Raw genomic sequence first — 25,997 nt, forward strand, 5'->3', positions numbered from 1 at the left:
TCTTTTAAAGTGTCAAAAATCAGGATGCAAGATATGGAATTAACTTCATTAACAGCTATTTCTCCTATTGATGGTCGATACAGCAATTTAACAATATTATTAAGAAATATTTTTAGCGAATTTGGGTTTTTAAAATATCGTGTTAATATTGAAATTCAATGGCTAAAAAAAATAATTAGCATGTCTCAAAAATTAGAAATTCATGATATTAAAAATAAAGAAATATTATTTCTTGATAATATTGTTAAAAAATTTAATGAAGCAGATGCAATCTTCATTAAGAATATAGAAAAAAAAACTAATCATGATGTCAAAGCTTTAGAATATTTTTTAAAAAGTAAGATTTCTAATAAATCTAAAAATCTTTCGTCTATTTCAGAATTTGTACATTTTGGATGCACTTCAGAAGATATTAATAATATAGCATACGCGTTAATGATGAAAGATGCTCGTGATCAAGTGATTTTACCATTATGGGATAAAATTATAAGCGTCTTAAAAAAAATGGTTTTTAAATATAAAAAAAATCCTTTGTTATCCATGACTCATGGACAACCGGCCACTCCGTCAACTATGGGTAAAGAAATTGCTAATTTTTATTATCGAATGAAACGTCAGTATGTAAAACTTAAAAAAATAGAAATATTAGGAAAAATTAATGGTAGTACTGGCAATTATAATGCATATTTAGCAGCATATCCTGAAATTAATTGGCATAAAATAAGCGAGGAGTTTGTAACATCATTTGGCATTAATTGGAACCCATATACTACACAAATTGAGCCACATGATTACCTTGCAGAATTTTTTAGTTGCATGTCACTTTTTAATACTATTTTAATTGATTTTAATCGTGATATGTGGGGTTATATTTCTCTTAATTATTTTAAACAAAAATTAATAGATTGTGAAATAGGTTCTTCAATAATGCCACATAAAATTAATCCAATTGATTTTGAAAATTCTGAAGGTAATTTAGGACTATCTAATTCTCTAATGAATCACATGATAACAAAGCTTCCTATTTCTAGATGGCAGCGGGATTTAAGTGATTCTACAGTATTGCGAAATTTAGGTGTAGCTATTTCTTATTCAATTATTTCATATTATTCTGTACTATCAGGAATCGATAAATTGGAGATTAATGAATCTCAATTATTCAAAAATTTAGATAAGAATTGGTCTGTTTTATCTGAACCTATTCAAACTGTTATGCGTCGTTATGGAATTAAAAATGGATATGAAAAATTAAAAAAATTAACTCGTGGAAAGAAAATTAATAAAGATATTATACATATTTTTATTTCTAGTTTAAATATTCCAGAAGAAGAAAAAAAACGTCTAAAAGATTTTACTCCTTCTAACTATATTGGTGGAGCTACTCAAATGATAAATGAAATAGAATAAATAATAACTTTATAATATATGTTATTGTTTTATTGTAATAAAAATTACATATATTTTTACGATCATTTAAGATATTCAAAAAATTAAGGAGATTTTTTATATGACATTAGGCATTATAATTATTACTATGCTATTATTGACTGGATATAATCAGTTTTTGAATATTAAACAAGATTCAAAAATAAATTATTTTTTAAATAAAAATAGAATAGAAAATACTTTAAAAAATTGGAATAATATTATTCAAATTGCTGCACATCAATATAAAGTAGATGAAAAATTAATTAAGTCCATTATTTATGCGGAGTCTTCTGGAAATCCTTATGCTAAAAGTAAATCTAATGCTATCGGATTAATGCAAATAAAACCTTCTTCAGCCGGAGCAGAAGTATATCGATTAAATGGAAAAACAGGTCAGCCTTCGATTAAAGCATTATACAACCCACAAATAAATATTGATATAGGAACTGCCTATATTAGTTTTTTACAAAAAAAATTAATTAGTATAAAAAACAAAGATGTAATGAGATATGCTACTATTGTTTCATATGTGAATGGAAACAGTGCACTTCTTAAAACGTTTTCTAAAAATAGAAAAGAAGCAATAAATATCATCAATACTATGACAACAAAATCTTTTTGTGCACACATAAAAAAAAACATCCAGCGATGCAAGCTTTTCGTTATTTAATGAAAGTAATCATGATTTACGAACTAATATAAAATATTTTTTTAAATTTACAATTAATAATATAAAAAATTAAAAGACTTATATTAATAATATATTTCGAGATGTAAAAATGGGATTTTTAAAAGGTAAAAAAATTTTAATAATTGGGATTTCAAGTGTAAGATCAATTTCTTTTGGTATAGCTAAATCTTTATATAGACAAAAAGCAGAATTAGGATTTGTATGTCAAAATGAAAAAATAAGAAAAAAAATAAAAATTTTAGCAGAATCAATGAAATCTTCTATTGTATTATCTTGCGATGTTTCTAATGATGAGAACATTAAAAAACTATTTATGGATTTAAAACAAGTATGGAAAAGATTTGATGGATTAGTTCATGCTGTTGCGTATTGTCCCAAGGAATATTTAAATGGGGATTTTATCAACAATGTTACTAGAAAAGGATTTAATATTTCTCATGAAATTAGTTCCTATAGTTTTTTAGCATTAGTCAAAGAATGTAGAAAAATGTTAAATAATTTTTCTTCTTTGTTAACTTTATCGTATTTAGGTGCACAACGTGTAGTGCCAAATTATAATCTTATGGGTCTAGCTAAAGCATCATTAGAAGCAAACGTTCGTTATATGGCTTATTCATTAGGAAAAGAAAACACTCGAGTTAATGCCATTTCATCTGGTCCCATTAGAACTATTTCTTCTTATAAAATTAAAAATTTTAATAAAATACAAAATTATTCTAATTCATCTTCATTTTTAAAAAATTCCATTACTAGTGAAAATATAGGTAATACGGCATCTTTTTTATTATCAGATTTGTCTTTAGGCATTACAGGTTCAGTTATTTATGTTGATAATGGATTTAACATAAGCAGCATAAATGGTCTAATATAATATCGTCATTTAAATTTTAATGGATTTTTCTTAAATAAGAATATAATTTTTTATTTAAGAAAAATACTTAAAAGAAATGATGATCTACAATATTTTATAAATGAATTATATATATTTAAATTAACTTTTAAATTTATAAAATTATTAATTTTTTACTATTACTTAGGTTGTATTATTATGTTCCAAAATAATCCATTACTTACACAGTTAAAAAAAAACCTACATGCTAAAACGCCACGTGTTGAAGGCATAGTAAAAAGCACTGAAAGAGGATTTGGATTTTTAGAAATTGATGTACAAAGAAGTTATTTTATACCTCCAAAAAACATGAAAAAAGTTATGCATGGAGATAAGATAGTTGCATTACTAAAAACAGAAAAAGATAGAGAAATAGTTGAACCTGAAAAATTACTTGAACCTTTTTTAAATAGGTTTGTTGGAAAGATAGAAAAAAAAGATAATAGACTGTTTATAATGCCAGATTATCCATTTTTAAAAGATCTTATAATATGTCAACCTAGTAAAAATTGTGTTAATATTTTTCAGAATGGAGATTGGGCAATAGCTCGATTAACAAAACATAAACTTAAAGGAGATTATATCTTTTGTGCTGAACTAACTGAAAAAATTACAAAAAAAGATGATCCATTAATACCATGGTGGGTAACTTTGGCACGTCATAATCTTGATAATAAAGAACCTTTAGCAGAAGAAAAAGATCTTATATTAAAAGAAAATTATGATAGAAAAGATTTAACAGATTTAGATTTTATAACTATAGATAATATAAACACTAAAGATATTGATGATGCTATTTTTGTTAATGAAAAAACCAATGGTGACATTTCTTTAACTGTAGCCATTGCAGACCCAACAGCTTATATACAATATGGTAGTAAACTAGATATTTTAGCATCCAAAAGAGCTTTTACAAATTATTTACCGGGTTTTAATATTCCCATGTTACCCCGAAAGTTATCAGAAGATATATGTTCATTGAATCCTAATAAACGTCGTCCTGTGTTAGCATGTAATATTACTATTTTAAAAAATGGAAATATATCTGATAAGATTGAATTTTTTTTAGCATGGATAAAATCGAAATCAAAATTATCTTATGATCATGTCTCAGATTGGATTGAAAATTCTGGTTCATGGATACCGCCGACAAAAGCTATTGAAAAACAGATATTAATTTTACATCGTTTATGTTTATTACGTATGAAATGGCGTAAAGTCAATGCAGTATTATTTAAAGACAGCATAGAGTATCGTTTTCATTTATCTGAAAATGGAAATATTATAGATGTTTTAGTTGAAAAAAGACGTATTGCTCATAAAATTATCGAAGAATCCATGATACTTGCAAATATATCTGCCGCTAATTTTTTATCTAAAAATCTTGGTTTTGGTATATATAATATACATGCTGGTTTTGATCCTGTTAATGCTGAAAATGCAGTTTCTTTTTTAAGAAGTTATAATTTAAAATTTAGTGCTGAAGAAATAACTACTTTAAAAGGTTTTTGTAATCTTAGACGTGTTTTAAATATATTATCAAACAATTATATTGATAGTCGTATTCGTCGTTTTCAATCTTTTGGAGATTTTAGTACCATACCCGGACCTCATTTCGCACTTGGTTTTTCAGAATATGCAACCTGGACTTCTCCTATTCGCAAATATAGTGACATGATTAATCATCGTTTGTTAAAATCTATTATAAAAAAAGAATCGTCGATTAAACCTACTGAAGACATTAAATTAAAAATAAGTGAACAAAGACGACGTAATCGAATGTCTGAAAGAGATATTTCAGATTGGCTTTATACTATATTATTACAACAAAAAAAATACAAAAATAAAAAATTTGATGCTGAAATAATTGATATTTCAAGAAATGGAATAAGAGCTCGATTAATAGAAAATGGTGCTAATGTTTTTATTCCTGGACTTTTTATACATCCTATTAGAGAAGAATTAAATTTTAATCAAGAAACAGGTAAGGTATTTGTTAATAATATTATACGTTATAAAATATCTGATTTAATTCAAGTAACCTTATCAGATATTCGTCTAGAAACACGCAGTATTATTGCCAAACCTGAACTTTCAAAATTAAAATAAATGAAAAATAAATTTTTTATATTTTATATAAAATATATCAAATCATATTAGTTACGATAAAAATATTTTAAAAAAGTTATAAAAATTCAATATAAATTTAGGAATATAATATGAACATTTCAATTTTTGATTTATCTATATATATAAAATTCTTTATAGGTTTATGTGCTTTAGTTAATCCAATTGGAATGATTCCTATCTTTACAACTATGACAAATAATCAGTCCTTTTTAGAAAGAAAAAAGACTAATTTAATAGCTAATTTTTCAGCATCATTAATTTTATTAATATCATTATTTTTTGGTGCTGATATCTTAAATATTTTTGGTATATCTATTAATTCCTTTCGAATTGCTGGTGGGATACTAATTATTAGCATAGCTTTTTCCATGATCAGTGGTCAATTTATTAAAAAAATAAAAAAAACAAAAGATAAAAAAGAAGAAAATAAACTGGATAATATCAGTGTTGTGCCCTTAGCTATGCCTTTAATTGCTGGTCCTGGAGCAATTAGTTCTACTATTGTTTGGAGTACTTATTATTCAAGTTGGATGAATTTATTCCTATGTAGTTTAGTAATTTTTTTATTTTCTTTTGTTTGTTGGTTATGTTTTGAAGCTGCTCCATGTGTAGTACAAATTTTAGGGAAAATGGGAATTAATATTATTACTCGTATTATGGGTTTATTGCTAATGTCTCTCGGAATAGAATTTATTATTATTGGTATAAAATCTATTTTCCCTGGATTATTACATTAATCTAATTTTTTACATTTAAATTTCTACTGGATTATTCTTGCAAAAAAAATTTATCTTTTTTCGTAATTTAGGACTAGAAAATTGGTTAACAACTATTAAAAAAATGAACAATTTTACAAAATTACGTAATGTTTATACATTTGATGAAATTTGGTTCGTGGAACATCATCCAATTTTTACTCAAGGACAATTAAAGGAAAAAGAAAATATAATTTTCTCTAGTGATATTCCGATAGTAAAAACTGACAGAGGTGGTCAAATTACATATCATGGACCTGGACAACAAGTATTATATTTTTTAATAGATTTAAAACGTCGAAAAATTAGTATTCGTCAATTAATAGATATAATGCAAAAAATAGTAATAGAAACTTTAAGTAATTTTTCTCTTAAAGCATATATTAAAGAAAGATCACCAGGTGTATATATAAATAAAGAAAAAATATGTTCTTTAGGATTGCGAATAAAAAAAGGATCAACTTTGCACGGTTTAGCACTTAATATTGATATGAATTTAAAACCGTTTGACTATATTTATCCTTGTGGAGATATGAATATAAAAATGACACAAATAAAAAATTTTAATTCAAAGATTAAGTTAAAAGATGTGCAAATTATTTTAATCGAACAAATATCTAAATTATTCAAAGTTATTATGATAAACAGTGATTGAAATAAGAAATTAATTAAATAATTTTAATTAATTATAAATTTTATGTCATATATTGAACTTCGACTTAAATAATTATTTTTTTTAAGTCTATATATAGTATATATAGTATATATTTTAATGCTTTGCATCGAGATAATAAATTTCATGAAGAAAAATAAAGATGTCTTATTAAAAAATAAGACATCAGAAAAATTAAATTTTGTTACTACTAAAAAAAATTGCAACATTACAGAGAAATTAAAAAAACCTAATTGGATAAAAATCAAAATACCTATTAATACATCTCGTATATATCAAATAAAAAATGCTTTACGAAAAAATAATCTACATTCTGTTTGTGAGGAAGCTCACTGTCCTAATTTATCAGAATGTTTTAATAATGGTACTGCAACATTTATGATTCTCGGATCCACATGTACACGAAATTGTCCTTTTTGTGCAGTTTTTCATGGAAAACCTAATCCTGTAAACATAGAAGAACCTAAAAAACTATCTGATACTATTTTTGACATGGGAATCAACTATGTGGTAATTACATCAGTCGTACGTGATGATTTATATGATGGAGGTGCTCAACATTTTGTTAATTGTATTCAAGCTATTCGAAACAGAAATACTGTAAAAATTGAAATATTAGTTCCTGATTTTCGAGGAAGGATAGAATTAATTTTGAATATTTTTAATAACGCATTACCTGATGTTTTTAATCATAATATCGAAAATGTTCCTAGAATGTACAAAAAAATTCGTCCCGGAGCAAATTACAAAAGATCTTTGTTGCTGTTAGAATCATTTAAAAAAAAATATTTTAATATCCCAACAAAATCAGGTTTAATGCTAGGTATTGGAGAAAAAGATATAGAAATTATTCAAGTTATGAAAGATCTTTATTCAAGCGGTGTTACATTATTGACAATAGGCCAATATTTGCAACCTAGTATGTATCATCTACCAGTAAAACGTTATATATCAATTTCCGAATTCGAAAGCCTAAAAAAAGAAGCTTTATCTATTGGTTTTACCAACGCTTTTTGTGGTCCTTTTGTTCGTTCATCATATCATGCTAGTGCTCAATCGCATTTACCTATGAAGAAATAATAATATTGAAAGCATTTAAAAATTAATGTTTATATGTCACATAACTAACAAGTTTTATATTAAAAATACATAGGAAATAATATTTTTTTTATCGATATATATTATTTATACTAGAGGTTACATAGTGTTGAATCCTAATTTATTTAAAATACCCAAAATCATTATTGCATTAGATTTTTGTAATAAAAAATCAGCTATGAAGTTAGTAAATCTTCTTAATCCATCAATTTATTATTTAAAAATTGGTAAAGAAATGTTTACAATTTTAGGTTGCAAATTTATAAAAGAATTACATCAACTGGGATTTAATATATTTCTTGACTTAAAATTTCATGACATCCCAAATACTGTATTTAACGCCACAAAAGCAGCTGCAGACTTAGGAATATGGATGTTAAGTGTTCATGCTGCTGGTGGCAAAAAAATGTTAATTTCTGCAAAAAAAGCATTAAAATCGTTTAAAACAGCTCCTTTATTAATAGCTGTAACAGCATTAACAAGTTTAAAAGAAGAAGAATTACAAGAAGTTGGCATTCAAATTTCATTAACAGAATATATCTTAAAATTATCAAAATTATCTAACGATTGTGGTTTAGATGGTATTGTATGTCCAGGAAAAGAAGCAAAGAAAATTAAGTTTTTATTTGGTAACAAATATAAAATTATTACACCTGGTATTAGAATTTCTAAAGATTTACTATATGATCAAAATAACATCATTACTCCTAAAGAAGCAAAAGAATGCAAAATAGATTATATAGTAATAGGACGTTCTATTACTATGTCAAAAAATCCAATTAAAAAATTAGATCTAATAATAAAATCTATGCAATAAATCAAAATCAAAAATATAAAAATATTATAAAATATTTGTTTTAATCCTGAATTAGGAGCATTTATGCAATTAATAGAAAAAGCTATATTACCTACTCATTGGGGAGATTTTTTCATATTTGGTTTTGAAGAAAAGAAAAATGGAAAAAATCATGTTGCTCTTGTATATGGTGATATAAAAAAAAATACTCCTACTCTTTCTAGAGTTCATTCGGAATGTCTAACAGGAGATGCTTTATTTAGTTTACGATGTGACTGTGGTAGCCAATTAGAAATGTCTATGGAAAGAATTTCTCAAGAAGGAAGTGGTGTATTAATTTATCATCGTCAAGAGGGTAGAAATATTGGTCTTCTTAACAAAATTAAAGCATATGCTTTACAAGATAGAGGATTAGATACTGTACAAGCTAATCAAAAACTTGGTTTCTCAGCAGATGAAAGAGATTTTTCATTATGCGCTGACATATTTAACATATTAAAAATTAAAAAAATTCGTTTATTAACAAATAATCCATTTAAAGTACAGATGCTCAGTAATGCTGGTATAAATATTGTAGAACGTGTTCCTCTTATTACAGAAAAAAATCCTAAAAATGCTTATTATTTAAAAACCAAAGCTAAAAAAATGGGTCATTTATTATTTGAATAAACATGATTAATTTTTTCAATATGGAATAGTTTTCATTATTTAAAAAAACTTTATGATTTAAATATTAGGGGTTTTTTTGATGAACCCCCGGATAAGAATTATAATAAAAAATCTTCTAATATTTTTTTATGATTTAAAATAGCATTTTTAATTACTGATGGAGTTCGTCCTTGACCAGTCCATGTTTTGAAATCTCCATTCTTATTAATATATTTATATTTTGCTGGTCTTTTAGGTCTTTTACGTTTTTCTGATGATTTAATAGAGTTGCTTTTTGTTAGTAATTCATTAGGATTTATACCATCAGCAATTAACATTTCTCTATATTTTTTTAATTTTATTGTCCTCTTTTCTATTTCTTCTTGTATTTTTTTTTCTTCTTTTTTTCGTTCATCAACAACAATTTTAAATTTTTCCAATATTTCTTCTAGAATTTCTAAAGAACATTCTCGCGAATGTACACGAAGTGTACGAATATTATTTAGAATTTTTAGTATTTCATTCATTAGTATGTTCTCATAATATCAGTTTAAGATAAAAATGTTTTTACTTAACAATCAATATCAAAAATGAGAAATTAATAATTTTAATAAAAAAGAACTTATTTATTAAAAAAATGAAGATTTTTTAAAAATATGTTTTTAAATTAGTTAAAATTTCTATGATTTTTTTATAGAAAATATTTATTTTTTTTTAATTTTATAATGTTTAAAAATTAAACAATATTTTAAATTTGTATATAAATATATAACATGGTTTTATCATCGGTACAATAAAATGATTCCCATGAAATATAAATATATATTTATTAAAATTGATTATTTATAAAAAATATTGAGTAAGTATGACCGTTATAGCAATGGACTTAAAAAATAAAAGATTTTTTCAAGAATTCTTGTCCAATATGCACGCATAGACCAAACTTTTTTATCTATTAATTTAGAATCAGAAATATATTTATTTTGTATACAAAATAAATTCTGTCCAAAATCACTATCATCAATCACTAAGGTAATTTCAAAATTTAACCAAAGACTTCGCATATCTAAATTTACAGTTCCAATTAAACTTAATTGTTGATCTACTAATATACTTTTACTATGTAAAAGTCCTTTTTGAAATTGGTAAATTTTTACACCAGCTTCTAATAGTTCACTAAAAAATACTCTGCTTGCCCACTTTACTAAAATAGAATCATGATATAAAGGTATAATAATACTAACTTCAACTCCTCTTTGAGCAGCAGTACAAATAGCTTGTAACAAATCTTCACTAGGAACTAAATAAGGAGTTGTCATAATCAATTCATGTTTAGCTGAGTAAATGGCTGTTAATAATGCTTGATGAATCATATTTTCTGGAAAACCAGGTCCAGATGCAATTACTTGAATACTAGAATTATTCTTAGATGTTTTCTCTATAATTTTTTCATTAGGTAGTTGAGGTAAAATTTTTAAACCTGTTTCAATTTCCCAATCGCATGAATAAATTATTCCCATTGTTGTAGCTATAGGTCCTTCTATTCTTGTCATTAAATCAATCCATTGACCAATACCAGAAGATTTTTTAAATAAATAAGGATCAACAAGATTCATACTACCGGAATATGCAATATAATTATCAATCAGTACAATTTTTCTATGTTGTCTAACATCAATACGTCTTAAAAAAACTCGTAATAAATTGACTTTTAGAGCTTCTACCACTTGAATACCAGATTTACGCATTATTTCGACCCAGGGACTCTGAAAAAATTCAATACTTCCTGCTGAATCGAGCATTAATCTACAGTGTATACCTCGTTTTGCAGAATCAATGAGAGCTATTGCTACATCATCTGCTATTCCACCTGGTTTCCAAATATAAAATACTATTTCAATATTTTTACGTGCCAAGTAAATATCACGTATTAATATTTGCATAATTTTTTTAGTATTAGTGAGAAGTTTAATTTTATTACTTTTAATACCAGATAAACCTTGCCTATGTTTACATAATTGAAATATCGAATTAGCTACGTCACTATTTTTAATTTGAAAAATATATTTGCAAGATTTCAATTCATTAAGCCATTTATTAGAAATAGACCATATTCTATTTGCAATTTTTTTTTGTCTTTTTCCTAAATATAGTTCACCAAAAAAAAACCAAATTGAAAGTCCAATAAACGGAATAATATAAATTGTTAAAAGCCAAGACATAGAAGAGGGTATATTGCGACGTTTAATTAAAACTCGAAAGGTAATATTAGCAATTAATAACCAGTATATTAAAAAAATTAGACATTTGATTAAATTATAGAAAATATCCATCCATTGAAGGTCCTATTCATGATTTTGTCAAAAGGTCATATATTTAATTAAATATTTTTCTATTTTTTCAAAAAAAAGCATATTTAATACTTAAATTAGCAAGATATTCATACTAAAAAATTATTTGTTAGTATTTTAAAAAGTAATTTTATTGTTGAAGTCAATAGAAAAAAATTATATAAAACTATATTTGTTCAACACTTTTAAAAAAAGTACTTTTAAAATAGATAAGAGTCTAATTATTTTCATCAAGTGTTGAACACAGTACTTTGAAAATATTTTTTATAAAAATTAAAAAAATTTTTTAGAAGTATATATTTTTCTATAAATTTTTCAAGAAAATATAAAATTATTACAATAATATAAATATATTTTTTATAATTAATAATTAACATATAAAATTTAATTAATGTATTTATTTAAATAATACTCATAGGTAATAATTCACGAGGTTTTCCTGTTTTATCAATAGCCACATAAACAAATATTCCTTCTGCAGCACAATAATATTGACCCAATGGTTGAGAATAAATCTTTTTAATCCATATTTCTATATTAATTTTAATAGAACTTTTACCAATTTTAATACAATTCGTATAGCAATTAACAATATCACCAACTGATATAGATTTCATGAAATTAATTCCATCAACTCGTACAGTTGCAACTTTTCCACCTGCAATTTCTTTTGCTAATATTGCTCCACCCATATCCATTTGAGACATAATCCATCCACCAAAAATATCACCATTAGCATTAGTATCTGAAGGCATAGAAAGCGTTTTTAATGATATTGTTCCATTTGGTAATTTATTTTTTTCTGACATTATTAAAAATTTCACTCTATTATTATGTTGTAAAAAAATTATTTATTTTTTGATGCTTTGTAATTTATATAAATACTAGTCATTAAAATTAGAAAAAATGTTAGAGATGTGAAACCGAAAACTTTAAAGTTAACCCATGTTGTTTCTGAAAAATAAAATGCTATATAAATATTTAAAATTGCACAAAACAAAAAAAATAAAGACCATAAAAAATTGATTTTATGCCAATAAATATTAGATATTTTTATATCTTTTTCTAAAAGTCTTTGTATCATTGGTTTTTTTGTAAAAAACTGACTAATGAATAGTATTATAGAGAAAATCGCATAAATAATTGTTATTTTCCATTTAATAAATTGACTATTATGAAAAAATATTGTAAGTGATCCAAAAAAAGCAATAACAAAAAAACTAAATAAACTAATTTTATCTATTTCATTATAAAAAATCCAATGAAGTATACATATCAATCCTGATATAACAATTAAAGAACCAGAGGCTATAAAAATATCATAAAACTTATAAAATATGAAGAAAGTAAGCATTGGTAATATATTTAATATTTGTTTCATAATATAAACCTAGATAATCTTTAAATTTTTAAGAACGTAAAAAAATCATATAAAAACGAAATAAGTATATAATCAAAATAGAAAATAACATATTCATACTAATATTTGATATTAAAAATAAAATATTATTATTAATAAAATGTATATTAGTTACTAATATTGTTAAAAGAAATTTACTACAAATCCAAAACAAAACAACTGGTTCTATTATTCTTATATATTTCCAGGAAATATATATACTAAGACGTATAGAATCAATTAATCCGTGTTGTTTAAAAGAGAAAATAATAGGTGATAATGATAGTATTATTGATAATAATATTCCAGGGATAATTAAAAACATATAACCCATTTGTATAATAAAAGTAGTTAAAAAATTTAATATAAATAAACTTGGCAAAAATGAAAAAAGAGAACCGATTGATGATATAATTGATTCTTTCTTATTTTTAGATAAAACAGAAATTAAAGTTATAATACTACCTAATAATATTGTTTTACTTATTAATGACTCTATACTTTTAAAAATGAAATATTTCAATAATTCATTTTTATCTTCGAAAGTCATATTATTCATTAATTCTAAAAATGAGCTAAAACGAGTAAATTGATTATTTTTTATTATAGATATAATATGCATATCTGGTTTAACAAAAAAATCTATTAATATATTAATACAAGCAACCAATGCAGATATAAAAAAAATAATTCCTATTTGTTTAGAAAAAAAATGACGCGTATCATGACGTAATTTACTTGCTGTAATTAGCATATGTATATTCCTTATAAATACTTTATATAAATTGAAGATTATACATATTATTTGAAACGATCACGTTTTTTTTAAAACATAAAAAATAATCCATTCTAATAAAGAATATTATTTTAACTTAGTGGAAATTTTTAATAAGTTAGTAAATTCTTTTATTTCTTTAATCATTTTTTTTTCTTCGTTTAAATATTTCTCAACAATTTTTATGATTGCTGAACCACATATTATACCAGATAAACCTAATGATATTGCTTTTTTAACTTGTTTAGAATTTGAAATTCCAAAACCTTGCAGTAAAGGTATAGAATTATTTTCTTTTATTTTTTTTATAAATTTTTCAGGCAATGACGAAATTTTATTTTTAATTCCAGTTACTCCAGAACGAGATAATACATAAATGAATCCTTTTGCATATAAAGAAATTTTATGTAAAAAATGATCGTCAGCATCCGGAGGACAAGTAAAAATGGAATTAATTTGATATTTGTTTGCAGTTTTATAAAAAATTTTTGATTCTTCGATGGGAACATCTGCTATAAGTACAGAATCTAAACCAGAATTAAAACATTGCAAATAGAAATTATCAACACCTTGATTATATATAAGATTAGCATATATTAAAATACCAATAGGTAATCTTTTATATTTTTCACGTATTTTTTTTAATGTCTGAAAATATTGAAAAAAAGTATTTTTTTTAGATAAAGCGCGTAAATTTGCTTTTTGAATAATTGGTCCATCAGCTAATGGATCTGAAAATGGAATTCCAATCTCTAAAGCATCTGCTCCATTTTCAATTAAAGTTTCAATAATTTTTATTGATATTTCTAAAGAAGGATCTCCTAAAACTACAAAAGGGACAAAACATCCTTCTCTTAAAAAAGATAATTTTTTAAACATTTTTTGATATCGACTCATCATATTTTTCCTTTTTTTTTAAAATATCATGTACTGTCAAAATATCTTTATCACCGCGACCGGAAAGATTTACGATGATAGTTTGTTTTTTTTTGGGATGTACACTCATTAACTTTAGTGCATATGCTAATGCGTGAGAAGATTCTAAAGCAGGAATGATACCTTCTTTTTTGCATAGAGTGTGAAATGCATTTATTGCTTCTTCATCAGTGATAGAAACATATTGAGCACGATGAATACTATTTAACCAGGAATGTTCAGGGCCAACAGATGGGAAATCTAATCCTGCTGAAATTGACCAAGATTCTTGGATTTGCCCTTCTTTATTCTGCATTAAATGAGACTTCATACCAAAATAAATGCCAGTTCTACCATGTTTTAAAGGCGCTCCATGTTTTCCTGTATGTATACCATAACCAGCTGGTTCTACTCCAATTAAATTAACTTTATCATGCATAAAATCTGAAAAAATTCCAATAGCGTTAGAACCTCCACCAATACATGCAATAATTGAATCTGGAAGTTTGTTTTCTTTTTCTAAAATTTGTTTTTTAGCTTCTTCTCCAATCATTCTCTGAAATTCACGAACAATAGTAGGATATGGATGTGGTCCAGCTGCTGTACCAATCATATAATGAGACGTTTTATAACTACTAGACCAATCGCGTAAAGCTTCGTTACATGCATCTTTTAATGTTCCAGAACCATTTTTTACTGATATAACTTTTGCACCCATTAATTTCATGCGAAATACATTAGTTTTTTGTCTTTTAATATCTTTGATACCCATATAAATTTTACATTTTAAATTTAATAGTGCACAAGCAATTGCAGCAGCCACACCGTGCTGACCAGCACCAGTTTCAGCAATAACTTCTGTTTTTTTCATTCTAATTGCTAACATAGCCTGTCCTAAAACTTGATTAGTTTTATGTGCTCCACCATGTAATAAATCCTCTCTTTTTAAATAAATTCGTGTTTTTGTACCTCTAGTTAAATTACTACATAAAGTTAATGGAGTTGGTCTTCCAGCATAATTTTTTAATAAATTATGAAATTTTTTTTGAAAAAGAGGATCTTTTTGTGCAGCAACAAAGTTTTTCTCTAATTCTAATAAAGCTGGCATTAATATTTGCGGAACGTACATACCACCAAATTCACCAAAATAAGGATTTAGTAAAGTCATGTAATGATTTCCTATAGTTTATTAAATAAAAAACAATTTAATAATATCTTAATTGTTTAAAAATTGATTTTATTTTTTTATGATCTTTAATACCAGGAGATATTTCTATACCAGAATTAAAATCTAATCCTGAACAATTTAATTGAGAAGCTAAAACGCAGTTATCAAAATTAATTCCTCCAGCTAAAATTACATCATCTAAAATATGATTGTGTAAAATTGACCAATTAAAAGACGTATTACTTCCTCCACAATAAGAATCAAATAAATATTTATTTATATTATTCCAATTACGATTTGGTAATTGCGATTGAATAGAAAAAGCCTTCCAAATTTTAATTTTTTGAGGCAATATTTTCCTTAATTCATTAATGTATTTTTGATTTTCTTGACCATGCAATTGAATTGCATAGAGAGATAATGCTTCAGCAATATTAGAAATAATATTTATATTTTCATTTTGAAAAACTCCCACAAATCTTAATTTGCTATTTATAATAATGTTTTTTGCGGATTTTATAGTAATATGACGCAGAGAATTTTTTATAAAAATCAATCCACCATAAATAGCTCCACATTTTTCAGAAATTTTTATGTCCACACTTCGAGTTAATCCACAAACTTTATTATAACCAAACATTATAGAACGTACACCAACCTCTAAGTTAGTTTTAGACATTAAGTGAGAGCCAATTAAAAAACCATGAACAAACTTACTTAGTTCTTTTATTTCACGATATTTTTTTATTCCTGATTCACTGATAATTATAATATCTTTTTTAATTAAAGCAGATAAGATACGAGTACGATTTAAATCAATTGACAAATCATGTAAATTACGATTATTAATACCAATAATATCAGCATTTAATTTAAGAGCACGTTGTAATTCTTTAATGTTATTTACTTCAGTCAATATACCCATGTTTAATTTTTTTGCTATTAAAGATAACTCTTTATATTTTGTATCATCTAAAACAGATAACATTAATAAAATAGCATCTGCATTATAATATCTAGCTAAATATACTTGATATGAATCAATAAAAAAATCTTTACATAAAATAGGTTGAGATACACATTGTCTTACTACATTTATAAATTTTAAATTTCCATGAAAATATTTTTCATCTGTAAGAACTGAAACAGCAGAGGCATATTTTTTATAAACATTAGAAATTTCAACTAAATCAAAATTATTTCTAATAATTCCTAAAGAAGGAGATTTTTTTTTATATTCTAATATAAAACACGGTTTTTTTTCTTTTAAAGAATTATAAAAATTGCGTGTGTTGTTGTTGATTTTATTTTGAAAACTAATCAACGGTTGTTTTGTTTTTCTTAATGTAATCCAATCACTTTTATATTGTATAATTTTTTTAAGCATTGTTTCTTTCATGATTCTCTTCTTTTAACATATCAGCAACATTTTGCATGTGTTTATAAACATCTCCGCTTCTTATTTTATTTAATGCTAATTCAGTGTTTTCTTTTAAATTTTCGTGTCCAAATACCTTTAATAATATTGCTACATTTACTGCTATTAGTTCTTCATATAATCTATTACCTTTACCTTTCATTATTTGATTGATGATACGATAATTTTCTTCTAAAGAATTTATTGTTAATATTTTTTTGGAATGAGTTTTTAAACCAAAATCTTCTGGTTGTAATTGATATGATATAATTTCTTTATTTAATAATTCAGAAATATATGTTGTTCCATATAAAGTTACTTCATCAGTATTATCACTATGTAAAACTATACCCCTTTGATATTCTAGATCTTTTAAAATATTTACTACAGGACTTATTAATTTTTGATTGTAAACACCAATAACGGTTAGAGGAGGTAATGCAGGATTAAGGAAAGGACCTAGTAAATTAAAAATGGTTTTAGTTTTGAGAATTTTGCGCACGTGATTAGAATATTTAAAACCATTGTGATATTTTGGTGCAAATAAAAAACAAATATTTAGTTGATCTAAAGTTTGACGAGATTTTTCTGGAGATGCATTTAAATTTATATTAAATTTTTTTAAAAGATCAGAAGAGCCCGATTTACTAGAAACTCCTTGATTACAATGTTTAATAATTTTAAAACCACATGTTGCAGCGACAAATGCACTTGTAGTTGATATATTTATAGTATTTCTAGTATCTCCGCCTGTTCCTACAATATCAGAAAAAATATAATCAGGTTTTGGGAAATATTTCATTTTTTTTAAAAATGCAATTATTGCTCCTTTTACTTCTTCTGTTGATTCACCTCGTATACGAATTGCTGTTAATATAGATGATAATTGTATATCTGTTATCTTTCCAGAAGAAATTAATGTAAATAATTGATAACTTTCTTCTTTGCTTAAAGATTTTGAACTATAAATTTTATTTAAAATATTTTGCATTTATTACCTTTAAAAATTTTTAAATACATATTTATTGATATATAAAATTTTTTAATGTTTATATTTTTTTAAATTTTAACAATAATATATTGATATAAATATTTCAATTTAAATTTAAAAAACTTTTTTAATAAATTTTTTATAAACTAAATTTTGTACCAAAAAAAATAAAATATACTTATCTCTCAAAGAGATGATGTATGTTACATTTTTATTTTTTGGAGTTTTTTTAAATGAATAAAATACTAATAATAATATTATTTTCTTTAGTTTCTCTTACTTGGGGAACCACCTGGATTGCAATGAAAATTGCCACAGAAACAATTCCGCCATTTTTTGCTACTGGCATACGTTTTTTAGTTGCATCTCCTTTATTAATTATTCTTGCATATTATACAAAAACACCGCTTTTATTTCCATGTGGGCAAAGGTGGTTCCAATTTTTTATTTCAATTTTTTATTTTTCTATACCATTTACATTAATGTTATATGGGGGTATTTATGTAAGTTCTTCTATCGCTTCTATTATATTTTCAAATATGCCTGTAGCTGTATTAACAGTATCATTCTTATACTTAAAACAAAAACTATTTTTAACTCAAAAAATAGGGATATTAATTTCTTTAATTACATTATTAATAGTTTTACTGATAGAATTAGAATCACAATGTTTTTTTCAGTGGAAAGGAATGTTAGCTTTACTCTTTGCCTTATTTAGTCACGCTGTTGTTTACGCTGAATGTCAAAAAAAATGCTGCAATGTATCTGTCATAACTTTTAATGCTTTGCCGTCACTAATATCTGGAATATTGTTATCTATAATATCTTGGTTTATAGAACATCCTCATATTGAAGATTTTTCTAATAGATCTATTTTAGCTGTATTTTATCTTGGCGATTTTTCTGGAATTTTTGGTATCTTATCTTATTTTTATTTGCAAAAAAAAGTCAGTGCGTTTTATGCTTCTACTGTTTTTTTAATTTTTCCAGTTATTGCTGGATTTTTAGAAAATTATATTTATAAAAATACCATTTTATTATGTGAAATGTGGTTTATTTTCCCATTAATTATAGGAATATTATTAACTTTAATTCCAATTAATTATTTAAAAAAATAAAAAATAATAAAAGGTCTAATAAATGAGTGAAAAAATACAAAAAATATTATCTCATTTTGGATATGGATCACGTCGTAAAATTGAAGAAATGATTGAACTTGGAATTATACTTATTAACGGGAAAAAAGCAGTAATTGGTCAACGTGTAGATAATAATAATCCTGGAGAAATTACAATTAAAGGAGAAAAAATATCTATAAAAAACACACAATTTGCTACAAAGGTAATTATTTATAACAAACCGGAAGGCGAAGTTTGTACTAGAAATGATAATCAGAATCGTCCAACTGTTTTTGATAAATTACCATTCTTAAATATTCACAGATGGATTAGTGTTGGAAGATTAGATCTAAATACAAGAGGATTATTGTTGTTTACAAACAATGGAAATTTAGCTAATAAACTTATGCATCCTAGTAATAAAATAGAAAGAGAATACTATATTCGAATTTTTGGAGAAATTAATGAAAATACAATGAATATTTTAAAAAATGGAGTTAAAATTAAAAATAGCTATTCTTCATTTAAAAGCATACAAGTTATTAATCATAATAAATATTCAAAAAAAAATAAATGGTTTAAAGGTGTTTTATGTGAAGGAAAAAATCGTGAAATCAGATTTATGTGGAAAACAGTTAACTGTCAAGTTAGTCGATTAATTAGAATACGGTATGGTAACATTATTTTACCTAAAAATCTAAAATTAGGACATTGGACTGAATTAAATTCTACATTAGTAGATAATTTATCTAAGTTAGTTGCTTTAAAAAAATATTAAAAAATTTTTCTACCTATCTTTTTAAAAAGGTTTATTGTGTGAATTTACTTATAAATTATGAATTATTCTTAGCGAAAATTATTACTTTTATTATAATTAGTATTTCTACACTAATTTTATTTTATAAAATAATAAAAAGAAAAAAAAACAATCAAAGTAAAATAAAAGTTACTTTACTACAAGACAATTATAAAAATGTAAAAAATCAAATATTATTATCTACAATGCAAGATTTTGAAAAAAAAATATGGTTTGAAAAAGAAAAAGAAAAAAATAAAAAAAATAAAAAAAAAATATTAGACAACAAAAATCAATATCTTCAAAATAAAAAGAAAAAATTATATATACTAGATTTTAAGGGAGATGTTTATGCTAATGAAGTAATTGGATTGCGAGAAGAAATATCTGCCATCCTTTCAGTAGCAAATGAAAATGATGAGGTTTTATTACGTCTAGAGAGTTCTGGGGGTGTAATTCATGGCTATGGATTAGCTGCTTCTCAGTTAAATAGATTACGTCAAAGAGGAATACGTCTGACTATATCTATTGATAAAATCGCAGCAAGTGGAGGATACATGATGGCATGTGTTGCTGATTATATTGTTGCAGCACCATTTGCAATAATAGGTTCAATTGGAGTAGTAGGTCAAATGCCTAACTTTAATAAATTATTAAAAAAATGCAATATAGATATTGAACTTCATACTGCAGGTGATTATAAACGAACTTTGACAATGTTTGGAAATAATACCGAATCAACACGTAATAAATTCTGTGAAGAATTAAATGCAACACATAAACTGTTTAAAAATTTCATCAAGGAAATGAGACCATCTTTAGATATCGAGAGTGTATCTAATGGAGAACATTGGTTTGGAACAATTGCTTTACAAAAAAAATTAGTAGATCAAATTGCTACAAGTGACGATATATTAATGTCTAAAATAGAAGAATATACTTTATTAAGCATTAAATATATTTATAATAAAAAAATGCTAGAACGTTTTACTTCATCTATAGTACATAATATTAGTAAAACTTTACTTAAAATATTTTCTCATAAAAATTATTTATAGTTTTAAAAACATAAAAAAAGTTTTAAATGCAATTAATCTTGAGCCAATCACTTATTTAGAATCTGAGTCAATATAATTACATACGATTTATTGGATAAAAATATGCAAAAATCTCTCGTGATAGTTGAATCTCCAGCAAAAGCAAAAACTATAAATCAATATTTAGGTTCTGAATACATAGTTAAGTCTAGTATAGGACATGTACGAGATTTGATAACCAGTAAATCACAAAATAAAGCGAAAAATAAAAAATTTTCTGATGAAAATATTGCTTTAAGAACTAATGAAAATACGATTCTAATAAAACAAATAGGAATTAATCCTTATAAAGATTGGAATGCTGAATATCACATTTTACCTGGTAAAGAAAAAATTATTTCTGATTTAAAAATTATTGCAAATCAAGTAGATCATATATATCTTGCTACAGATTTAGACAGGGAAGGAGAAGCAATAGCTTGGCATTTAAAAGAAGTTATTGGGGGGGATTCTACTAAATTTAGTCGTGTAGTATTTAATGAAATAACTAAACATTCAATAAAAAAAGCTTTTGAAAAAGTAGGTCATATAAACATGAATCGAGTGCATGCACAGCAAGCACGTCGTTTTATGGATCGAATTGTAGGTTATATGATTTCGCCTTTATTATGGAAGAAAATTTCTAGGGGTTTATCTGCAGGACGAGTTCAATCTGTAGCAGTTCGTATAATATCAGATCGTGAACATATTATAAAAAATTTTATTCCGGAAGAGTATTGGAAAATAAATGTATCTCTGTTTTATGAAGATAAAAAAAAGATTAGTATGGATGTAACACATTATCATAATAAAACATATTATCCAGTAAATAGAAATGAAGTGAATTTCGCAATAGAAAAAATGAAAAAATCATTATTTATTGTTAAAAATTATAAAGAAAAAATTTTTTATAAAACAGCATCTGCTCCATTTATAACCTCTACTTTACAACAATTTTCTAATCTTCGCTTAGGTTTTAGTGTAAAAAAAACAATGTTTTTAGCGCAGAAATTATATGAAGAAGGTTATATAACTTATATGAGAACTGATTCCACTTATTTAAGCAAACATGCCATTAAAAAAGCTCGAACATATATAAAAAATTTTTATGGCGATGATTATTTACCTAAAGAACCTAATTTATATTCTAATCAAAAATATTCTCAAGAAGCTCATGAAGCTATTCGACCATCTGATATTCAAGTAAAAAATATAAAATCAAACAATTTAAGTTCGGGTGCTAAAAAATTATATGAGTTAATTTGGAATCAGTTTATAGCTTCTCAAATGACATCAGTTAAATATAAGTCTATTACCATAATAGTAATGGCTGACATGTTTACATTGCAAAAAAATGAACGAATAGTTTTATTTAATGGTTGGACAAAAGTTTTAATTGAAGAAGAAAATATTATTTCTGAATTTCCTGTGTTAAATGTAGGAAATTTATTATTAATAGATGAAATTATACCCAGTCAAAAATTTACTAAACCTCCACCACGTTTTACTGAAGCATCTTTAGTGCGTGAATTAGAAAAAAAAGGTGTTGGAAGACCTTCCACCTATTCTGCAATTACATCAAAAATACAAGATCGAGGATATGTTAAAATTAAAAAAAATAAATTTTACGCAGAAAAAATGGGAGAAATTCTTACTGTACGACTAAAAAAAAGTTTTAGTGATTTAATTGATTACAATTTTACTGCAAATATGGAAAAAAAACTTGATAAAATTGCTGAAAATAAAATTAAATGGAAAAGTGTACTTGATTCTTTTTTTAAAAATTTTTCTAAACAGTTAGAAAAAGCTAAAAAAAGTCCAGAAGAAGGGGGGATGGAATTAAATACAATTGTTCCAACTTCAATTAATTGTCCAGTTTGTTGCAAGAAAATGGGAATAAAAAATGCTGTAACTGGTGTGTTTCTTAGCTGTTTAGGATATAATAATACTGAATCTAAAAATTGTTGCAAAAAAACTATAAACTTAATTTCATTAAATGATTTTGATAAAAAAGATAATAAAAAACAATTATCTTTAAAATTAACTAATCGATGTGAAAAATGTAACATGTCTATGGATAGTTATTTTATTAATCAAAAACTAAAATTACATATTTGTATTAATAATCCTAGTTGCATTGGTTATAAAATTGAAGAAGGGGTTTTTAAAAGTCCTCTTTATTTATCTGAAACAATTCAATGTGAAAAATGTCAGAACAAAATGATGCTTAAAATAGGTCCATTTGGTAAATTTTTTACATGTATAAATAAAATATGTAAAAATACAAGAAAGATTTTGCCTAATGGTGAGATATCTGATCCAAAATTAGAACCTATTCCTTTTCCAGAATTACTATGTAAAGAATCCAACGCATGGTTTGTTTTACGGGAAGGAATTTCCGGTATTTTTTTTGCTGCAAACACTTTTCCTAAATCACGCGAAACTAGATCTCCATTTGTAGAAGAATTAGTGCGATTTCAACATTTATTACCAGAAAAAATACACTATTTATCTAGCGGTCCTACAATTGATGAAAATGGAAATAAAACTATTGTTTGTTTCAATAGAAAGACTAAAAAACATTATATTACTTCTAAAAAAGAAGGAAAATTTACAGGTTGGTCAGCTATATTTATTAATAAAAAATGGTGTATAATAAATAAATAATATTTATAAAAAATAAGATGATATCTGATTAAAATATTTTTTAAAAAATATAATTTTTAACTTTATTATATTAAATAATATGCACGTATTTTTTCAGTAATTAATCTGACAAATTTTGGGCTGCTAGTTATATTTCCAGAATGACAATGATTATATTCATGACCTCCTGTAAAATTGCTAATTAAACACCCAGCTTCTCGAACTTGTAGTTTACTTGCTATAAAATTATTTGGTTCTAAATTAAAATCAAATAAACAATCTATTTTTCCCGCTGCTACATAAGCAGCATCAAGTACAGTAGAACCAGTACATCTAAAAGAAATTCCACATAAAATTAATTTTTTATATATTTCAAAATAAGATAGTGTTTCACTGTAAATTTTATTCGGTAAATTAACAGCAACTGTAGTGTAATTTAAAGTGTTAATTTTACTACATCTGGTTCGGTATCCATTTAATTGAGAACCCTGTCCTTTTACTGCTGTAAATAAATCATTTTTTATGGGGTCGTATATTACAGAAATTTCAGTCTTACTTTTTACAACTACAGCAATAGAAATACAAAAATATGGAAAATGTTTGATAAAATTATTTTTTCCGTCTAATTCATTGATAATCCAAATAGTATTTTTTTCATTCTGTTTAAAAATAATATTTTCATTTTTTTTTAAGATAATATGGTGAGGATAAGATCTATAAATAATTTCACTGATTATTCTATTAATTTTATACATTATATTTTTTATAAATATTTTATTTTTATCTACATCTTCCTTAATAAATTTATGTGCATCATAATTTTGAATAATAATATTTCCTCCTTTTCGTACTGCACGAATAGCAATATTTAACATTGGATGCATAGAAAACCCCTAAATTTTTAAAACTGATTAGAATAATACCATGATTTAAAGATCTTTGATATTTATTGAAGATTGTTTTTATTAAAGAGAAATTTTATTTTTTTAGATATAAAAACAGTATCAAGATTAATAAATTTATTATATTAATGTATAATATTAATATATAGAATAGTAATAATATATTATTACTATTTTTTTTGTTAAGGTAAAGTTTTAAATGAAAAGATATTTTATACTAATTAATTTTAGGTATTTAGATGAATAAGAATATTAATATATTCAAAATTTCAGAATCTAAAATTAATTTATTAGATTTAAATCGTCAAGATTTAAGATATTTTCTTACTTCTTTAGGCGCGAAAAGTTTTTGTACAGAACAAATCATGAAATGGATTTACAATCATTATTGTAATGATTTTTATAAGATGTTTAACATTAGCATAAAAATAAGAAATAAATTATATGAAAAATCTTATATTTCTGCATCAGAATTTATAGAAGAAAAAATTTCTTATGATGGGACAATAAAATGGATTACTTCTATTAACAACCAAAGAATTGAAACAGTGTACATTCCGGAAAAAAAACGTTCTACTCTTTGTATTTCTTCACAAATAGGATGTTCTTTAAAATGTAATTTTTGTGCTACCGGAAAAGCAGGTTTTCAAAGAAATTTAAAAGTTTCTGAGATTATTGCTCAAATTTGGCAGGCAAATAAAATATTAAAAGAAAAAAATATTACAAACCATGTTACTAATATAGTGTTTATGGGTATGGGTGAACCTTTATTAAATTTAAATAATGTTGTATCTGCATTAAAAATAATTTTAGATGAATATGGTTTTGGTTTGTCAAAACGTCGTATTACTTTATCTACCTCAGGAATAGTCCCAGCATTAGATAAATTAAGAAATACAATTGATGTTTCTTTAGCAATTTCTTTACATGCTCCGAATGATATTATTAGAAATCTTATTATGCCAATCAATAAAAAATATAATATTTCTTCTATTTTAAATTCTACACTAAAATATTTAAAATATTCAAAAGCTAATCGAGATGGAGTAACAATAGAGTATGTTATGCTAGATGGAGTTAACGATTCTAATGAAAATGCTCAACAATTAGCTACTTTATTAAGCAATATACCTAGTAAAATTAATTTAATTCCTTGGAATTCTTTTTTAGGTTCATCTTTTTTATGCAGTAATATTCGTCGAATTAATATTTTTGCAAATATTCTTAGAAAAAGAGGATTTACTGCAATAATCAGAAAAAATAGAGGACAAGATATTAATGCTGCATGTGGTCAATTAACCGGTAGTATAATAAATCCTCTTAAAAAATAATTTA

The 25,997-nt window shown here is 24.6% G+C and carries 24 protein-coding genes; 14 read left to right on the forward strand and 10 right to left on the reverse strand.

The genetic code is table 11. From position 1 onward, the window contains the following. The first annotated feature begins 33 nt into the window (after positions 1-33). The 9 genes from purB (at position 34) to ribA (ending at position 9,129) form a co-directional block, all read left to right on the forward strand. Positions 34-1,407: an adenylosuccinate lyase gene (purB, locus tag D9V71_RS01335; protein WP_158340588.1), complete on the forward strand. Its 1,374-nt coding sequence runs from the start codon at positions 34-36 to the stop codon at positions 1,405-1,407. 100 nt (positions 1,408-1,507) lie between these two features. After that, positions 1,508-2,098 carry a transglycosylase SLT domain-containing protein gene (locus tag D9V71_RS01340; protein ID WP_167553833.1) on the forward strand — a complete coding sequence of 197 codons (591 nt, stop codon included), beginning with the start codon at positions 1,508-1,510 and terminating at the stop codon, positions 2,096-2,098. A gap of 109 nt (positions 2,099-2,207) precedes the next feature. Beyond that, entirely contained in the window at positions 2,208-2,990 is a 783-nt protein-coding gene (locus tag D9V71_RS01345) for an enoyl-ACP reductase FabI (protein ID WP_158340589.1), read from the forward strand. A 177-nt stretch (positions 2,991-3,167) separates the two neighbouring features. Next, positions 3,168-5,117, forward strand: a complete 1,950-nt coding sequence (gene rnb, locus D9V71_RS01350) for an exoribonuclease II (RefSeq protein ID WP_158340590.1) — start codon at positions 3,168-3,170, stop codon at positions 5,115-5,117. 110 nt (positions 5,118-5,227) lie between these two features. Further along, positions 5,228-5,875 carry a YchE family NAAT transporter gene (locus D9V71_RS01355; protein WP_158340591.1) on the forward strand — a complete coding sequence of 216 codons (648 nt, stop codon included), beginning with the start codon at positions 5,228-5,230 and terminating at the stop codon, positions 5,873-5,875. A 37-nt stretch (positions 5,876-5,912) separates the two neighbouring features. Further along, a complete protein-coding gene (gene lipB, locus D9V71_RS01360; RefSeq protein WP_158340592.1) occupies positions 5,913-6,548 on the forward strand; it encodes a lipoyl(octanoyl) transferase LipB in 636 nt (211 codons plus the stop codon). A 144-nt stretch (positions 6,549-6,692) separates the two neighbouring features. Continuing rightward, positions 6,693-7,646 carry a lipoyl synthase gene (gene lipA / locus D9V71_RS01365; protein WP_158340593.1) on the forward strand — a complete coding sequence of 318 codons (954 nt, stop codon included), beginning with the start codon at positions 6,693-6,695 and terminating at the stop codon, positions 7,644-7,646. Between the two features lie 124 nt (positions 7,647-7,770). Continuing rightward, positions 7,771-8,481 (forward strand): orotidine-5'-phosphate decarboxylase, encoded by a 711-nt coding sequence (pyrF, locus tag D9V71_RS01370; protein WP_158340594.1) that lies wholly within the window; start codon positions 7,771-7,773, stop codon positions 8,479-8,481. 63 nt (positions 8,482-8,544) lie between these two features. Continuing rightward, positions 8,545-9,129: a GTP cyclohydrolase II gene (ribA, locus tag D9V71_RS01375; protein WP_158340595.1), complete on the forward strand. Its 585-nt coding sequence runs from the start codon at positions 8,545-8,547 to the stop codon at positions 9,127-9,129. 98 nt (positions 9,130-9,227) lie between these two features. Here ribA and D9V71_RS01380 read toward each other — a convergent pair whose 3' ends face one another. The 9 genes from D9V71_RS01380 to trpD form a co-directional block, all read right to left on the reverse strand. Then, a complete protein-coding gene (locus D9V71_RS01380; RefSeq protein ID WP_158340596.1) occupies positions 9,228-9,635 on the reverse strand; it encodes an H-NS family nucleoid-associated regulatory protein in 408 nt (135 codons plus the stop codon). Between the two features lie 345 nt (positions 9,636-9,980). Further along, the gene (cls, locus tag D9V71_RS01385; RefSeq protein ID WP_158340597.1) at positions 9,981-11,441 is read right to left on the reverse strand and encodes a cardiolipin synthase; all 1,461 of its coding nucleotides are present in this window, start codon (positions 11,439-11,441) and stop codon (positions 9,981-9,983) included. A 419-nt stretch (positions 11,442-11,860) separates the two neighbouring features. Further along, on the reverse strand, positions 11,861-12,268 hold the full coding sequence (gene yciA / locus D9V71_RS01390; RefSeq protein ID WP_158340598.1) for an acyl-CoA thioester hydrolase YciA: 408 nt from the start codon (positions 12,266-12,268) through the stop codon (positions 11,861-11,863). 38 nt (positions 12,269-12,306) lie between these two features. After that, on the reverse strand, positions 12,307-12,840 hold the full coding sequence (locus tag D9V71_RS01395) for a septation protein A (protein WP_158340599.1): 534 nt from the start codon (positions 12,838-12,840) through the stop codon (positions 12,307-12,309). Between the two features lie 28 nt (positions 12,841-12,868). Further along, positions 12,869-13,612: a YciC family protein gene (locus tag D9V71_RS01400; protein ID WP_158340600.1), complete on the reverse strand. Its 744-nt coding sequence runs from the start codon at positions 13,610-13,612 to the stop codon at positions 12,869-12,871. Positions 13,613-13,720: 108 nt separating this feature from the next. Next, a complete protein-coding gene (gene trpA, locus D9V71_RS01405; protein ID WP_158340601.1) occupies positions 13,721-14,530 on the reverse strand; it encodes a tryptophan synthase subunit alpha in 810 nt (269 codons plus the stop codon). Then, positions 14,505-15,716 carry a tryptophan synthase subunit beta gene (gene trpB, locus D9V71_RS01410; protein ID WP_158340602.1) on the reverse strand — a complete coding sequence of 404 codons (1,212 nt, stop codon included), beginning with the start codon at positions 15,714-15,716 and terminating at the stop codon, positions 14,505-14,507. The genes trpA and trpB overlap by 26 nt, the downstream gene beginning before the upstream one ends. 37 nt (positions 15,717-15,753) lie before the next feature. Next, positions 15,754-17,115 carry a bifunctional indole-3-glycerol-phosphate synthase TrpC/phosphoribosylanthranilate isomerase TrpF gene (gene trpCF / locus D9V71_RS01415; RefSeq protein WP_158340603.1) on the reverse strand — a complete coding sequence of 454 codons (1,362 nt, stop codon included), beginning with the start codon at positions 17,113-17,115 and terminating at the stop codon, positions 15,754-15,756. After that, on the reverse strand, positions 17,096-18,124 hold the full coding sequence (trpD, locus tag D9V71_RS01420) for an anthranilate phosphoribosyltransferase (protein WP_158340604.1): 1,029 nt from the start codon (positions 18,122-18,124) through the stop codon (positions 17,096-17,098). Before trpD ends, trpCF begins: the two co-directional genes overlap by 20 nt. A gap of 233 nt (positions 18,125-18,357) precedes the next feature. Here trpD and D9V71_RS01425 point away from each other — a divergent pair, with 233 nt between their 5' ends. From D9V71_RS01425 to topA, 4 genes are all read left to right on the forward strand, one after another. Further along, positions 18,358-19,242 carry a DMT family transporter gene (locus D9V71_RS01425; RefSeq protein ID WP_158340605.1) on the forward strand — a complete coding sequence of 295 codons (885 nt, stop codon included), beginning with the start codon at positions 18,358-18,360 and terminating at the stop codon, positions 19,240-19,242. A gap of 22 nt (positions 19,243-19,264) precedes the next feature. After that, positions 19,265-20,020 (forward strand): pseudouridine synthase, encoded by a 756-nt coding sequence (locus tag D9V71_RS01430; RefSeq protein ID WP_158340606.1) that lies wholly within the window; start codon positions 19,265-19,267, stop codon positions 20,018-20,020. Positions 20,021-20,058: 38 nt separating this feature from the next. Next, positions 20,059-21,096, forward strand: a complete 1,038-nt coding sequence (gene sohB, locus D9V71_RS01435) for a protease SohB (protein ID WP_158340607.1) — start codon at positions 20,059-20,061, stop codon at positions 21,094-21,096. A gap of 102 nt (positions 21,097-21,198) precedes the next feature. Further along, positions 21,199-23,781: a type I DNA topoisomerase gene (gene topA, locus D9V71_RS01440; protein WP_158340608.1), complete on the forward strand. Its 2,583-nt coding sequence runs from the start codon at positions 21,199-21,201 to the stop codon at positions 23,779-23,781. Positions 23,782-23,846: 65 nt separating this feature from the next. Here the strand turns inward: topA and D9V71_RS01445 are convergent, their stop codons facing one another. Then, positions 23,847-24,644, reverse strand: coding sequence for an inositol monophosphatase family protein (locus D9V71_RS01445; RefSeq protein ID WP_158340609.1), 798 nt, complete (start codon positions 24,642-24,644; stop codon positions 23,847-23,849). Between the two features lie 257 nt (positions 24,645-24,901). On the opposite strand from D9V71_RS01445, the gene rlmN reads away from it, so the two are divergent. Then, positions 24,902-25,993 (forward strand): 23S rRNA (adenine(2503)-C(2))-methyltransferase RlmN, encoded by a 1,092-nt coding sequence (gene rlmN / locus D9V71_RS01450; protein WP_158340610.1) that lies wholly within the window; start codon positions 24,902-24,904, stop codon positions 25,991-25,993. Positions 25,994-25,997: the final 4 nt, after the last annotated feature.

It is taken from the genome of Buchnera aphidicola (Macrosiphum euphorbiae), assembly GCF_005237295.1.
In the GTDB taxonomy this organism is placed as follows: Bacteria; Pseudomonadota; Gammaproteobacteria; order Enterobacterales; family Enterobacteriaceae; genus Buchnera; species Buchnera aphidicola_AP.